Genomic DNA, 14,696 nt, shown 5'->3' on the forward strand with positions numbered 1-14,696 from the left:
CGCTTCATCTCAGATGCCATCTTCGGCCAGTCTGGCTCGGTCAGGTCCCCCGGTGGGCGGCCAACGCGCTGGAACACAACCTGCTTCAGCGTGGAACCATGCCCAAGCCGACGCCCGAGGCCGTCGAGGCCGCGGGCGAAGAGGCCAGGACCGATGGTGGCAACACCACCGGGCAGTCGACCAAGCCCGAGATGCTGCGCGCCCCGCGCGACGGCGGGGCCGACGATCTCAAGCAGATCAAGGGGGTGGGCCCCAAGTTGGAACAGCTGCTCAACTCAATGGGCGTCTATCACTTCGATCAGATTGCCGGCTGGACCGCGGACGAGGTTGCCTGGCTCGACGACAACCTGCAGGGCTTCAAGGGCCGGGTATCCCGTGACGACTGGGTCGCCCAGGCGCAGGTTCTGGCCCAGGGCGGGGCAACCGAATTCTCGGACAAGGTGAAAAAGGGCGACGTCTATTGAAAGATGGATGCTGCAGTGCAACAATCAGGGTGCCCGGCGTGACGTGGGCCTCTTTTTAGAGCACCGATCGGGGAGGATCGGCGCGGATCATGCAAGTGGGCCCGCCCCGCGGGTCCGGAAAGGATTTTTGCGATGTTCTCCTCCGAAAGCCTGACAAGGCTGCCGGGCGCCATGATGCGCCTGGGGCTTCAGTCCACCGCCCCCGTGGCGGCCATGATGGCAAGCCAGACCAGCATGGTGAAATGGGTGGTTGCGCCCACGATGGTCGCTCTGCGTCCGGCGTCGATGCCCGCGCCGAAAGCTGCGCCCACGGCCAAGGCCCCGGCGGCCAAGACGCAGGCGTCAAAGACTGCCGCGAAGGCCGAAGCGCCCAATGCTGAGGCGCCCAAACCTGCTGCAAAGGTGGAGGCGCCCAAGGCCGCTGCCAAGGCCGAAGCGCCCAAGCCCAAGGCGAAAGCGGACAGTGCGACGCCGGCCGGGAAATCACAGTCGGCCAAGCCGGCCGCGCAGACAGAGGCGCCCAAGCCTGCGGTGAAGGCCGAAGCGACGAAACCTGCCGCCGCGCCAGAGGCCGCGGCGACCGAGACGACCAAGCCCGCCGCAAAAACGCCTGCCGCCAAGACCTCCGCCAAACCGGCGGCCAAGGCTGCCAAACCGGCACCGAAGGCTGCCAAACCGGCACCCAAGTCTGCCGAGCCGGCCGCCAAGGCTGACGCGAAGACATCCGCCAAGCCGGCAGCGGAACCGGCGGCCCCCAAGGCCGGGACCGAGCCGTCCCCCAAGCAGGGCGGCGGCAAGGCGGCCGCCCCGAGAAAGGCGAAGGCCCCCGCGGCAAAGTCGCCCGCTGCGCGCGAGAAGGTGGAAACCACCGCCTACACGCCTAAATCCGGGTCAAAGGGCGAGTCGGTGACGCTTTCGGCCATGCCCGAGTCGGACAGCAAGACAGACAGCCAGTAGGACGACCGTGCCAGACCACGATCACGACCCCCGCGACATCGATCCGGACCGCGCCGAAATCGCTGCCAAGGGGCGTCGGATTGCCCTTGTCATGGTTGCCTCGGCACTGCTGTCGGTCTTCGCCCCGGCGATCACCGGTACACTTGGCCTCGCCCCGCGATTTGCCGTCCTGCTGACGCTCTTCGCGCTGGCGGGGTTCATTTGGTGTCTGGCTGTCACCTACAAACTCTGGCAGAAGACCAGGCAGAAATGACGGTGCCCCGCGCCGGGGCAGGATAGGGAACCCGCCGATGCTCGCAGACAAAGACCGCATTTTCACCAACCTCTACGGAATGCACGACCGCACGCTCAAGGGCGCCAAGACGCGGGGCCATTGGGATGGCACCGCCGGCATCCTGCAAAAGGGGCGCGACTGGATCATCGACCAGATGAAGGCCAGCGGGTTGCGCGGGCGTGGCGGTGCGGGGTTTCCAACGGGGCTGAAGTGGTCCTTCATGCCCAAGGAAAGCGACGGGCGCCCGTCCTACCTCGTGGTCAACGCCGACGAATCCGAGCCGGGCACTTGCAAGGACCGCGAGATCATGCGCCACGATCCGCACACGCTGATCGAAGGCTGCCTGATCGCCAGCTTCGCGATGAACGCCCATGCCTGCTACATCTACATCCGCGGCGAATACATCCGCGAGCGTGAGGCGCTGCAGGCGGCCATCGACGAAGCCTATGACGCCGGGCTGCTGGGCCGCAACGCCGCCCAGTCGGGCTGGGATTTCGACCTCTACCTGCACCACGGCGCCGGGGCCTATATCTGCGGCGAGGAAACCGCCCTGCTGGAGTCGCTCGAAGGCAAGAAGGGCATGCCCCGGATGAAGCCGCCGTTCCCGGCCATGGCCGGGGTCTATGGCTGCCCGACCACCGTGAACAACGTCGAATCCATCGCCGTGGTGCCGACCATCCTGCGCCGCGGGCCCGAGTGGTTCGCGGGCATGGGCCGCCAGAACAACGCGGGCACCAAGATCTTTGCCATCTCGGGCCATGTGAACAACCCCTGCGTCGTCGAGGAAGAGATGAGCATCTCGTTCGAGGAGCTGATCGACCGGCACTGCGGCGGCGTGCGTGGCGGCTGGGACAACCTGAAGGCGGTGATCCCCGGCGGGTCCTCGGTGCCCTGCGTGCGCGGTGAGAACATGCGCGACGCGATCATGGATTTCGACGCGCTCAAGGAAAAGGGGTCCAGCATGGGCACCGCCGCGGTGATCGTCATGGACAAGTCCACCGACATCATCAAGGCGATCTGGCGGCTGGCGGCCTTCTACAAGCACGAAAGCTGCGGTCAGTGCACCCCCTGCCGCGAGGGCACCGGCTGGATGATGCGGGTGGTGGAGCGCCTGGTGAAGGGTGACGCCAGCGTCGAGGAGATCGACATGCTCTGGGACGTGACCAAGCAGGTCGAGGGCCACACGATCTGCGCGCTGGGCGATGCCGCAGCCTGGCCGATCCAGGGCCTGATCCGCAACTTCCGCGACGAGATCGAGGATCGTGTCAAGGGCCAGGCCATCGCGGCGCAGTAAGGCGCCACGCGGCCTGTGACCCTGCGAAGGCGGCCCCGGGGCCGCCTTTTCCTTTTGCTGGGGCGTGCTCGGACAAGCGCAGGCCTGAGCCCTGATCCGCCGAGACCTGCGCCCACGCCGCTGGTGCTATTGCATATCACCGGCACAGGGCCGACCTCTGGGCGGCAATCTTGAGAAGGTGCGCTGCAATGTCCGCTGTTTCCTGTCTTCGCCCGGTGTCTGCCCTGGCCCTGTCCCTGGCGCTTGTGGCCACGCCGCTGGTGGCCCGCCCGCCCTTGAGCGAGGTGTCCAAAGTCACCGAGGGACTGATCGCCACCGGCATCGCCCACGAGATCAGCGAGGTCTGCCCCAGCCTTCAGGCCCGCCGCCTGCGCGGCTTTGGGTTCCTGATGTCGTTGCGCCAGCACGCGCGGAGCCTCGGTTATAGCCGCGATGAGGTCGATGCCTATGTCGACAATGACGCCGAGGCGGACCGGCTGGAAGGGATCGCCCGCGCCCGGTTGGCCAAGATGGGCGCAGTCAAGGGCCAGCCCGGAACCTATTGCCGGGTGGGGCGGCGTGAAATGGCCGCCGACAGCCAGATCGGGCGGCTGCTGCGGTAGGATCAAATCCCGATAAAACCAATCGGGTATGACCCCGCGCCGTGCCTGATTTTTCCCGGGCTTTTTGGCCTGTTCCTGCTGGCATACTATGTTGTGTCACGTTAGAACGCACCGCAACCGCCCCGGGCCGGTGACGGCCGCCCGGGACGCAAAGGCGATAGGGGAATGCCCATGTCCGATCTGCGCAAGGTCATCATCGACGATCACGAAATCGAGGTTGAGGGGGCCATGACCCTCATCCAGGCCTGTGAAGAGGCCGGAATCGAGATCCCGCGCTTTTGCTACCACGAACGCCTGTCCATCGCCGGCAACTGCCGCATGTGTCTGGTCGAGGTCGTGGGCGGCCCGCCCAAGCCCGCCGCCTCCTGCGCGATGCAGGTCAAGGACCTGCGCCCCGGCCCCGAAGGTCAGCCGCCCGTGGTCAAAACCAATTCGCCCATGGTCAAGAAGGCCCGCGAGGGGGTGATGGAGTTCCTGCTCATCAACCACCCGCTGGATTGCCCGATCTGCGACCAGGGTGGCGAGTGCGATCTGCAAGACCAGGCCATGGCCTATGGCGTCGATTTCAGCCGCTACCGCGAGCCCAAGCGCGCGGTGGACGATCTCGATCTCGGCCCGCTGGTCGAGACGCATATGACGCGCTGCATTTCCTGCACCCGCTGCGTGCGTTTCACGACCGAGGTCGCGGGCATCCATCAGATGGGCCAGACCGGCAGGGGCGAGGATGCCGAGATCACCGCCTATCTGGGCGAGACGCTGGACAGCAACCTTCAGGGTAACATCATCGACCTGTGCCCGGTGGGCGCGCTGGTCTCCAAGCCCTATGCCTTCACCGCCCGCCCGTGGGAGCTGACCAAGACGGAATCCATCGACGTGATGGATGCCATGGGGGCCAGCATCCGCGTGGATACCAAGGGCCGCGAGGTCATGCGTTTCCTGCCGCGCAACCATGACGGCGTGAACGAGGAATGGATTTCCGACAAGACGCGCTTTGTCTGGGACGGACTGCGCCGCCAGCGGCTCGATCGTCCTTACGTGCGCGAGAACGGCAAGTTGCGCGCCGCGACCTGGCCCGAGGCCCTGTCGGTGGCCGCCGAGAAGATCAAGGGCGCCAAGAAGCTGGCCGGGCTGGTGGGTGATCTGGCCCCGGTCGAAGCCGCCTATGGCCTCAAGCACTTGATCGAAGGGCAGGGCGGTGTCGTGGAATGCCGCACCGACGGCGCGAAACTGCCCGCGGGCAACCGCTCGGGCTATGTCGGCACCGCGGCCATCGAGGATATCGACGACGCGAAATTCATCCAGCTGATCGGCACCAACCCGAGCAACGAGATGCCCGTGCTCAACGCCCGCATCCGCAAGGCTTGGCTGAACGGGGCCGAGATCGGCCTTGTCGGCGAAGCGGCGGACCTGACCTATGACCACGCCCATGTGGGCACCGACCGCGCCGCGCTGGAAAGCCTGCTGGGCAAGGACCATGGTGCCGTAAAAGAGGCGTCCAGCCTTGTCATCGTCGGCCAGGGCGCCCTGCGCGCGGAGGATGGCGCTGCCGTGCTGGCCGCCGCCATGCAACTGGCCGAGGAGACCGACAGCAAGCTGCTGGTCCTGCACACCGCTGCCGGCCGCGTGGGGGCGATGGACGTGGGCGCGGTGGCCCCGGGCGGCATGGATGACATCGAAGGCGCCGACGTGGTCTACAGCCTCGGGTCGGACGAGGTGGACATCTTTGAGGGGGCTTTCGTGATCTACCAGGGCAGCCATGGTGACCGCGGCGCGCATCGCGCCGATGTCATCCTGCCGGGTGCGGCCTACACCGAGGAACAGGGCCTCTTCGTGAATACCGAGGGCCGCCCGCAGCTGGCCCTGCGCGCCGGCTTCGCGCCGGGCGCGGCCAAGGAAAACTGGGCGATCCTGCGCGCGCTTTCGGCCGAGGTGAGCGCGACCCAGCCCTGGGGTTCGCTGGCGCAGCTGCGCCAGGCGCTTGTGGCAGAGGTGCCCCACCTGCAACAGGTCGACGAGGTGCCGGAAAATGCCTGGGCCCCGCTCGCGCCCGGCCCGCTGGGCAAGGGAGATTTCCAGAATGCGATCAAGGACTTCTACCTGACGAACCCGATCGCCCGGGCCAGCGAGCTGATGGCGCAGCTCTCGTCCGAGGCCAAGGCCCGGGCCGAGGCCCCCATGGCGGCGGAGTGAGGGTATGACGCGCGCGGGGCTCATAGCGGCAATGGTGCGGGCGGGGCGGGCAAACCATATGGCCCCTGCAGGCCCGTCCGATGCGCTTGGAACGATTGACTCCGTGGCTGCCGTCGCCGATTGCGCGCGACACGGCAGCCCGACGGTCTGAGGGGACAACCATGGTCGAATTCTTCACTACTACAAATCTGGGTATCGTGCTGCTGGTTCTTGGCCAGTGCCTTCTGGTGCTCGTTCCGCTGCTGACGGCGCTGGCCTTCCTGCTGCTGGCCGACCGCAAGGTCTGGGCCGCGGTGATGATGCGACGCGGGCCCAACGTGGTCGGCGCCTTCGGCCTGCTCCAGAGCTTTGCCGACTTCATCAAGTACATCTTCAAGGAGGTCGTGATCCCGGCCGGGGCGGACAAGATCGTCTTCCTCATGGCCCCGATGATGACCTTCGTGCTGGCCGTGATCGCCTGGGCGGTGATCCCCTTCAACGACCGCTGGGTCCTGGCAGACATCAACGTGGCCATCCTCTATGTCTTCGCCGTCTCCACGCTCGAGGTCTACGGCGTGATCATGGGCGGCTGGGCCTCGAACTCGAAGTATCCCTTCCTCGGCTCGCTGCGCTCGGCGGCGCAGATGATCTCTTACGAGGTCTCGATCGGCCTGATCATCGTGGGCGTGATCCTCTCGACCGGATCGCTGAACTTTGGCGATATCGTCGCCGCGCAGGACGGCGCCTGGGGCATCTTCAACTGGTACTGGCTTCCGCATTTCCCGATGGTCTTCCTGTTCTTCATCTCGGCGCTGGCCGAGACGAACCGCCCGCCCTTCGACCTGCCCGAGGCGGAGTCGGAACTGGTGGCGGGCTACCAGACGGAATATTCCTCGACGCCGTTCCTGCTGTTCATGATCGGCGAGCTGATGTCGGTGGTGCTGATGTGCGCGCTGGTCTCGCTGATGTTCTTCGGCGGCTGGCTGTCGCCCATTCCGGGGCTGCCCGACGGGATCTTCTGGCTGCTGCTGAAGATGGGCTTTTTCTTCTTCATCTTCGCCATGGTGAAAGCGATCACGCCGCGCTACCGCTATGACCAGCTGATGCGGCTGGGCTGGAAGGTCTTCCTGCCGGTCAGCCTTGGCTGGGTCGTGCTGGTGGCCTTCCTGGCCAAGTTCGAAATCTTCGGTGCCTTCTGGGCCCGTTACACGATGGGGGGCTGACATGACGACGATGGATTACACGCGGGCGGCCAAGTATTTCCTGCTGCAGGACTTCTTCAAGGGGTTCAAGCTGGGGATGCGCTACTTCCTGGCGCCCAAGAAGACGATCAACTACCCGCACGAAAAGGGCCCGCTCAGCCCGCGGTTTCGCGGCGAACACGCCCTGCGCCGCTATCCCAACGGCGAGGAACGCTGCATCGCATGCAAGCTGTGCGAGGCGATCTGCCCCGCGCAGGCGATCACCATCGACGCCGAGCCGCGCGAGGACGGCAGCCGCCGGACCACGCGCTATGACATCGACATGACCAAGTGCATCTACTGCGGCTTCTGCGAAGAAGCCTGCCCGGTGGATGCGATTGTCGAGGGGCCGAATTTCGAGTTCTCGACCGAGACCCGCGAAGAACTCTACTACGACAAGGAAAAGCTGCTGGCCAATGGCGACCGCTGGGAAGCCGAGATCGCCCGCAACCTCGAACTGGACGCGCCGTACCGATGATTTCTCGCGCTTTCCTCTCAGCCGCGAGCGCTCCGTCCACGGAGCGCCGCCCCGCCCCGCAGGCGCGGCAGGGTGGAGGTGCCCCATGACCGGTGACACCCCGTTCGAGGCCATGCTGAAGGCCGGGCAGGACTGGGCGAGAACGCTAAACCCGTCGGTCGAGCCCTTCACACCCAAGGGCTTCGAGACGCTCTTTCCGACCATGCCGCGCGACCTGATGGAAGCGACCATGGGCAAGGGTCTGAACCCCGAGGGGCTGGAGTCCAAGACGCGCCTGTTGCTGACGCTCCAGGGGCTGACGATCATGGGCGCCCAGGCCGAGGCGCAGATCAGGATGACGGTGCGCCACGCCATCGAGGCGGGCGCCACGCAACAGGAAGTGGCCGAAACCATCGCCCTGGGTGGGCTCTTCGGCGGCGTTCCGGCAATGACCAAGGCGATGGACCTCGCCTCGGACGTGATGGAAAAGGACGGTGACACATGACACCCATGGTTCTGGCATTCTATGCCTTCGCGACCACGACGCTTGTGGGCGGTCTGATGACCGTCATCAGCCGCAATCCCGTGCACTCGGTCCTCTGGCTGATCCTGGCCTTTCTCAGCTCGGCGGGGCTTTTTGTGCTGCTGGGGGCGGAGTTCATCGCGATGCTGCTGATGATCGTCTATGTCGGCGCCGTCGCGGTGCTGTTCCTTTTCGTGGTCATGATGCTGGACATCGACTTTTCCCAGCTCAAGGCCGAGATGGCGAAATACATGCCGCTGGCGCTGGTCATCGGGGTGATCCTGCTGATGCAGCTGGCCATCGCCTTCGGGGCCTGGGGCTTTGACGAGGGCGCGCAGGGCCGCCTCGCCGCGCCGGTCGAGGGGGGTGTGCAGAACACCGCCGGGCTGGGGCTACTGATCTACGACACCTATTTCATCCTGTTCCAGCTGGCCGGGCTGATCCTGCTGGTCGCCATGATCGGGGCCATCCTGCTGACCCTGCGGCACCGCCAGGACATCCGCCGCCAGGACATCCTTGCGCAGATGTACCGCGACCCGCAAAAGGCCATGGAACTCAAGGACGTCAAACCGGGGCAGGGGCTGTAACCATGATCGGACTCGAACATTATCTTTCCGTCGCCGCGGCGCTTTTCGTGATCGGCATCTTCGGGCTGTTCCTGAACCGCAAGAACGTCATCATCCTGCTGATGAGCATCGAACTGATGCTGCTGGCGGTGAACATCAACTTCGTGGCCTTCTCAAGTTTCCTTCAGGACATGGTCGGGCAGGTCTTCACCCTCTTCGTGCTGACCGTCGCCGCCGCCGAGGCCGCGATCGGGCTGGCCATCCTGGTGTGCTTCTTCCGCAACCGGGGCACCATCGACGTCGAAGACGTCAACGTGATGAAAGGCTAAGGCGACATGGAAACCATCCTCCTCTTCGCGCCGCTTGTCGGGGCCATCGTCGCGGGCTTCGGCTGGAAGATGATCGGCGAGCAGGCGGCCCAGTGGGTCGCCACGGGGCTGCTGTTCCTGTCGGCGCTGCTATCCTGGATCGTCTTCCTGACTTTCGACGGCACGACCGAGCATGTTGAGATCCTGCGCTGGATCCAATCGGGCACGCTTGACACCTCCTGGGGTATCCGCATGGACCGGCTGACGGCGGTCATGCTGATCGTCATCACGACCGTCTCGGCGCTCGTGCATCTGTATTCCTTCGGCTACATGGCCCATGACGAGAACTTCCGGGAGGGCGAGCATTACAAGGCCCGTTTCTTCGCCTATCTGTCGTTCTTCACCTTCGCCATGCTGATGCTGGTGACCGCTGACAACCTGGTGCAGATGTTCTTCGGCTGGGAGGGTGTGGGCGTCGCCTCCTACCTGCTGATCGGCTTTTACTACCGCAAGCCGACCGCGAATGCCGCTGCCATCAAGGCCTTCGTCGTCAACAGGGTCGGCGATTTCGGCTTTGCCCTCGGCATCTTTGCGATCTTCTTTCTGGTCGACTCGATCAAGCTGGACGATGTCTTCGCCGCCGCTCCCGACCTGGCCGAGACGCAGATCCGCTTCCTCTGGGCCGAGTGGAACGCCGCCAACCTGATCGGCGTGCTGCTCTTCATCGGGGCTATGGGCAAATCGGCCCAGTTGATCCTGCACACCTGGCTGCCGGACGCCATGGAGGGCCCGACCCCGGTGTCGGCGCTGATTCACGCCGCGACCATGGTCACGGCGGGGGTCTTTCTGGTGTGCCGGATGTCGCCGATCTACGAATTCGCGCCCGACGCGCAGGCCTTCATCGTCTTCCTGGGTGCGAGCACGGCCTTCTTCGCGGCGACGGTGGGCCTGGTGCAGAACGATATCAAGCGCGTCATCGCCTATTCGACCTGCTCGCAGCTTGGCTACATGTTCGTGGCCGCCGGCGTGGGGGTCTACTCGGTGGCGATGTTCCACCTGCTGACCCATGCCTTTTTCAAGGCGATGCTCTTCCTCGGGGCCGGCTCGGTCATCCACGGGATGCACCACGAACAGGACATGCGCAATTACGGCGGGTTGCGGCACAAGATGCCCAAGACATTCTGGGCAATGCTGATCGGCACGCTGGCGATCACCGGTGTTGGCATCCCGCTGACCGGCTGGATCGGCTTTGCCGGCTTCGCCTCCAAGGACGCCGTGATCGAGAGCGCCTATGTCGGAAGCGCGGGCGGCTATGCCTTCTGGCTGCTGGTGGTGGCCGCGCTGATGACCAGCTTCTACAGCTGGCGGCTGATGTTCATGACCTTCTGGGGTACGCCGCGCGGCAACCAGCACACCCATGAGCACGCCCATGAAAGCCCCAATGTCATGCTGGTGCCGTTGGGCGTTCTGGCCATCGGCGCGATCTTTTCCGGGGCGATCTGGTATTCCAGCTTCTTCGGCAAGACCAACGAGGTGGTGGACTTCTTCGGCGGCCAGTACGGCGAACCGACCGCCGAACTGGTCGAGGCCGTGGCCGAGCGCAGCCCCAAGGCCTCGGAACTGGGCTATGTCATGGACAGCGCGCCGGGCGAGGCGGGCATCTTCATCCGCCCCGAGAACACCGTCCTGCACGAGGCGCACTACGTGCCGACCTGGGTCAAGCTGGCGCCCTTCCTCGCCATGCTGATCGGGCTGGGCACCGCCTATCAGATGTATATCCGCCGTCCGGACCTACCGGCGAAACTGGCCGAGAACCAGCGCCCGCTTTATGACTTCCTGCTGAACAAGTGGTATTTCGACGAGCTGTACGACCTCGTCTTCGTGCGCCCCGCGCGGATCATCGGCCGCTTTTTGTGGAAGCGTGGCGACGGCAACGTCATCGACGGCGGCATCAACGGCCTGGCCCTGGGCGTGGTGCCCTTCTTCACCCGGCTCGCAGGGCGCTGGCAGTCGGGCTACGTCTTTACCTATGCCTTTGCCATGGTGATCGGGCTCGCGCTGATCCTCACCTATGTCACGATCACCGGGGGGGTCGAGTAATGGGCAACCTTCTGACAATCACGACCTTCATCCCCACCATCGCGGCGGTGATCCTGGCCATCTTCCTGCGTGGCGAGGACGAGGCGGCGCAGCGCAACGCCAAGTGGGTGGCCATGGCCGCCACGGTCATGACCTTCGTGGTCTCGCTGTTCATCCTCTTCGGGTTTAACCCCGCCGATACCGGCTTCCAGTTCGTCGAGGAACGCGACTGGCTGCTGGGTCTGCAATACAAGATGGGCGTGGACGGGATCAGCGTGCTCTTCGTGATGCTGACCACCTTCCTGATGCCGATCACCATCGCGGCCTGCTGGAACGTGACCCACCGCGTCAAGGAATACATGATCGCTTTCCTGCTGCTGGAAACGCTCATGCTGGGTGTCTTCATGGCGCTGGACTTGGTGCTGTTCTACCTCTTCTTCGAGGCGGGCCTGATCCCGATGTTCCTCATCATCGGCATCTGGGGCGGCAAGGAACGCATCTATGCGGCCTTCAAGTTCTTCCTCTACACCTTCCTCGGGTCGGTGCTGATGCTGGTGGCCATGGTGACCATGTTCTACCAGTCGGGCACCACCGATATTGAGACGCTGCTGACCCATTCGTTCGGGACCGAGACCATCACCGTCATGGGCGTGCAGGTCATCGGCGGGCTTCAGACGCTGCTCTGGCTGGCCTTTTTCGCCAGCTTCGCGGTCAAGATGCCGATGTGGCCGGTGCACACCTGGTTGCCGGACGCCCACGTGCAGGCCCCCACTGCCGGATCGGTTGTGCTGGCCGCGATCCTTCTGAAGATGGGCGGCTACGGCTTCCTGCGATTCAGCCTGCCGATGTTCCCAGTGGGGACGGAGGTTCTGGGCGATCTGGTGCTCTGGCTCTCGGCCATCGCCATCGTCTACACCTCGCTTGTCGCGCTGGTGCAGGAGGACATGAAAAAGCTGATCGCCTACAGTTCGGTGGCGCATATGGGCTATGTCACGATGGGCATCTTCGCGGTGAACCAGCAGGGCATCGACGGCGCGATTTTCCAGATGCTGTCGCACGGCTTCATCTCGGGGGCGCTGTTCCTGTGCGTGGGCGTCATCTACGACCGGATGCACACCCGCGACATCGACGCCTATGGCGGCCTTGTGAACCGGATGCCGGCCTATGCGCTGATCTTCATGCTCTTCACCATGGCCAACGTGGGCCTGCCGGGGACCAGTGGCTTCATCGGGGAATTCCTGACCCTCATGGGCGTCTTCAAGGCCAACACCTGGGTTGCCGCCGTGGCGACCACGGGCGTGATCCTCTCGGCGGCCTATGCGCTCTGGCTCTATCGCAGGGTGGTGATGGGCGACCTGATCAAGGAAAGTCTGAAGTCCATCACCGACATGACCCCGCGCGAGCGCGGCATCTTCGCCCCGCTTGTGGTCATGACCCTTCTGCTGGGGGTCTACCCCAGCCTTGTCACCGATATCATCGGCCCCTCGGTCGAGGCGCTGGTGGGTCAGGTCACGACCGCGCAAGCGGCCTTCGAGCCCACCACCATGATGGCCCAGCAGTAAGGATTTCGCGCGATGACCTCTGCCGATCTCACCACCATCCTTCCCGAAATCATCCTGGCGGTCTATGCCATGGGGGCGCTGCTGCTGGCCGTCTATACCAGCAAGGACAAGATGGCCGGGGTGCTGACCTGGACCACCGCGGCGCTGTTCCTGGCGCTGGCCCTCTGGATCGGCTTTGCCGGTGAGGGAACCACCGCGGCCTTCGGCGGCATGATCGTCGATGACGCCTATGCGCGCTTTGCCAAGGTCGTGATCCTGGCCTCCGCCGCGGCGGTCCTCGTGATGGGTGAGAGTTACATGGCCCGGCGCGACCTGCTGCGCTTCGAGTATCCCCTTCTGATCGCGCTCTCCGTGGTCGGCATGATGGTCATGGTCTCGGCCGGGGATCTCATGGCGCTCTACATGGGGCTTGAGCTGCAATCGCTCGCGCTTTATGTCGTCGCCTCGCTGCGGCGCGACAGCGTCAAATCCACCGAGGCCGGGTTGAAGTACTTTGTTCTCGGCGCGCTGTCCTCGGGGCTGCTGCTCTACGGGGCCTCGCTGACCTATGGTTATGCAGGCACGACGCTTTTCTCGGGCATCATCGAAGCCACCTCGGACGGGGTCTCGCTCGGGCTGCTCTTCGGGCTGGTGTTCCTGGTGGCCGGGCTCGCCTTCAAGGTCTCGGCCGCGCCCTTCCACATGTGGACGCCGGATGTTTACGAGGGCGCGCCGACGCCGGTCACCGCCTTCTTCGCCACGGCGCCCAAGATGGCGGCCATGGGTCTATTCGCGCGTCTGGTGCACGACGCCTTCGGCGGCAGTGTCGGCGACTGGCAGCAGATCGTGGCGTTCCTGGCCGTGGCCTCGATGTTCCTCGGCGGGATCGCGGCCATCGGCCAGACCGACATCAAGCGCCTGATGGCCTATTCCTCGATTGCGCACATGGGCTTTGCCATGATGGGGCTGGCCGCGGGAACGGCCTTCGGTGTGCAGGCCATGCTGATCTACATGACCATCTACATCGCCATGAACATCGGCACCTTCGCCTTCATCCTGTCCATGGAAAAGGACGGGCGCCCGGTCACCGATATCGCGGCGCTGAACATGTATTCGCGGGCCGAGCCGGGCAAGGCCCTGGCCATGATGGTGCTTCTGTTCAGCCTTGCGGGCGTGCCGCCGATGCTGGGCTTTTTCGGCAAGCTCTACGTGCTGCGCGCGGCCGTCGATGGCGGCCTGGCCTGGCTGGCGATCCTGGGGGTTCTGGCCTCGGTCATCGGGGCCTTCTACTACCTGCGCATCGTCTTCTACATGTATTTCGGCAAACCGACCGACGAGGCGCTCGACCGCAATGGATCGCCGGTGCTCTGGTCTTTGCTCATGGCCTCGGCGGTGGTGATGCTGGTGGGGATCGTGAACCTCTTCGGGGTGGAACCCATCGCCGAAGCGGCCGCGCGCGCCCTTGCAGGATAAGTGGCCCGCCGGGGTCGGACGCATCGTCCTTCCCCGCACCGACAGCACCCTGAGCGAGGCCGCGCGCCGCTTTCCCGAGCTGCCCGGCCCCGCCTGGATTCTTGCCCATGAACAGACCGCCGCCCGCGGGCGCCGGGGCCGGGCCTGGGCCAATCCGCCGGGCAATTTCTCGGCCACTCATGTGATGCCGCTGGACCGTCCACCGGGTGCGGTGGCGCTGCGCTCCTTCGTCATGGCGCTGGCGCTGCACGACGCGCTGGTTGCGGTGACGGGCCGGGCCGATCTTCTGGCGCTGAAATGGCCCAATGACGTGCTGCTGGCCGGCGGCAAGCTGGCGGGCATCCTTCTGGAAAGCGTCACGTTTCAGGGCCGCGTCGCCGGGCTCGCCATCGGGGTGGGCGTCAACCTCTTTGCCGCGCCCGACGCGGCGACGCTGGAACCGGGCGCAGTGCCGCCCGTCTCGCTGCGGGGCGAAACCGGGGTCAGCATCGGCGATCTGGACTTTCTCGGCCATCTGGCCCCGGCCCATGCTGCGCGCGAGGCCGCCTTCGCCACCTACGGCTTTGCCCCGATCCGCGAGGCCTGGTTGCAGCACGCCGCCCGCCGGGGCGCGCTCATCACCGCGCGCCTGACCGGCGAAGAGATCACCGGAACCTTTGAAACCGTCGACGAGAACGGATATCTGGTCCTCGGGACAGCCCATGGCCTCCGGCATATCGCCGCCGCCGAGGTGTTCCTGTGACAGGCG

14 protein-coding genes and 1 pseudogene are annotated in these 14,696 nt (G+C 65.1%); all 15 read left to right on the forward strand.

The genetic code is table 11. The features are described 5' to 3' along the window. Nucleotides 1-464: pseudogene (locus ACH107_RS08655) on the forward strand (hypothetical protein); the annotation flags it as partial. Nucleotides 465-680: 216 nt separating this feature from the next. Further along, nucleotides 681-1,421, forward strand: a complete 741-nt coding sequence (locus ACH107_RS08660) for a hypothetical protein (protein ID WP_412505493.1) — start codon at nucleotides 681-683, stop codon at nucleotides 1,419-1,421. Between the two features lie 7 nt (nucleotides 1,422-1,428). Next, on the forward strand, nucleotides 1,429-1,674 hold the full coding sequence (locus ACH107_RS08665; RefSeq protein ID WP_412505494.1) for a DUF5337 family protein: 246 nt from the start codon (nucleotides 1,429-1,431) through the stop codon (nucleotides 1,672-1,674). Nucleotides 1,675-1,711: 37 nt separating this feature from the next. Beyond that, nucleotides 1,712-2,989, forward strand: a complete 1,278-nt coding sequence (nuoF, locus tag ACH107_RS08670; RefSeq protein WP_310690762.1) for an NADH-quinone oxidoreductase subunit NuoF — start codon at nucleotides 1,712-1,714, stop codon at nucleotides 2,987-2,989. 188 nt (nucleotides 2,990-3,177) lie between these two features. Further along, on the forward strand, nucleotides 3,178-3,591 hold the full coding sequence (locus tag ACH107_RS08675; protein WP_412505495.1) for a DUF5333 domain-containing protein: 414 nt from the start codon (nucleotides 3,178-3,180) through the stop codon (nucleotides 3,589-3,591). 171 nt (nucleotides 3,592-3,762) lie between these two features. Further along, a complete protein-coding gene (nuoG, locus tag ACH107_RS08680; protein ID WP_412505496.1) occupies nucleotides 3,763-5,781 on the forward strand; it encodes an NADH-quinone oxidoreductase subunit NuoG in 2,019 nt (672 codons plus the stop codon). Nucleotides 5,782-5,942: 161 nt separating this feature from the next. Continuing rightward, a complete protein-coding gene (nuoH, locus tag ACH107_RS08685; protein ID WP_310690759.1) occupies nucleotides 5,943-6,983 on the forward strand; it encodes an NADH-quinone oxidoreductase subunit NuoH in 1,041 nt (346 codons plus the stop codon). Nucleotide 6,984: 1 nt separating this feature from the next. Beyond that, the gene (gene nuoI, locus ACH107_RS08690) at nucleotides 6,985-7,479 is read left to right on the forward strand and encodes an NADH-quinone oxidoreductase subunit NuoI (RefSeq protein WP_310690758.1); all 495 of its coding nucleotides are present in this window, start codon (nucleotides 6,985-6,987) and stop codon (nucleotides 7,477-7,479) included. Between the two features lie 85 nt (nucleotides 7,480-7,564). Continuing rightward, nucleotides 7,565-7,963 carry a carboxymuconolactone decarboxylase family protein gene (locus tag ACH107_RS08695; protein ID WP_412505497.1) on the forward strand — a complete coding sequence of 133 codons (399 nt, stop codon included), beginning with the start codon at nucleotides 7,565-7,567 and terminating at the stop codon, nucleotides 7,961-7,963. Then, the gene (locus tag ACH107_RS08700) at nucleotides 7,960-8,568 is read left to right on the forward strand and encodes an NADH-quinone oxidoreductase subunit J (RefSeq protein ID WP_412505498.1); all 609 of its coding nucleotides are present in this window, start codon (nucleotides 7,960-7,962) and stop codon (nucleotides 8,566-8,568) included. The genes ACH107_RS08695 and ACH107_RS08700 overlap by 4 nt, the downstream gene beginning before the upstream one ends. 2 nt (nucleotides 8,569-8,570) lie before the next feature. Further along, the gene (nuoK, locus tag ACH107_RS08705; RefSeq protein ID WP_084863455.1) at nucleotides 8,571-8,876 is read left to right on the forward strand and encodes an NADH-quinone oxidoreductase subunit NuoK; all 306 of its coding nucleotides are present in this window, start codon (nucleotides 8,571-8,573) and stop codon (nucleotides 8,874-8,876) included. A gap of 6 nt (nucleotides 8,877-8,882) precedes the next feature. Then, a complete protein-coding gene (gene nuoL / locus ACH107_RS08710) occupies nucleotides 8,883-10,955 on the forward strand; it encodes an NADH-quinone oxidoreductase subunit L (protein WP_412505499.1) in 2,073 nt (690 codons plus the stop codon). Further along, the gene (locus ACH107_RS08715; protein ID WP_310690754.1) at nucleotides 10,955-12,496 is read left to right on the forward strand and encodes an NADH-quinone oxidoreductase subunit M; all 1,542 of its coding nucleotides are present in this window, start codon (nucleotides 10,955-10,957) and stop codon (nucleotides 12,494-12,496) included. Before nuoL ends, ACH107_RS08715 begins: the two co-directional genes overlap by 1 nt. Before the next feature lie 12 nt (nucleotides 12,497-12,508). Beyond that, nucleotides 12,509-13,948 carry an NADH-quinone oxidoreductase subunit NuoN gene (gene nuoN, locus ACH107_RS08720; protein ID WP_412505500.1) on the forward strand — a complete coding sequence of 480 codons (1,440 nt, stop codon included), beginning with the start codon at nucleotides 12,509-12,511 and terminating at the stop codon, nucleotides 13,946-13,948. After that, nucleotides 13,938-14,690, forward strand: coding sequence for a biotin--[acetyl-CoA-carboxylase] ligase (locus ACH107_RS08725; RefSeq protein ID WP_412505501.1), 753 nt, complete (start codon nucleotides 13,938-13,940; stop codon nucleotides 14,688-14,690). Before nuoN ends, ACH107_RS08725 begins: the two co-directional genes overlap by 11 nt. Nucleotides 14,691-14,696 lie beyond the last annotated feature (6 nt).

The organism is Roseovarius halophilus (ex Wu et al. 2025) (assembly GCF_047086965.1).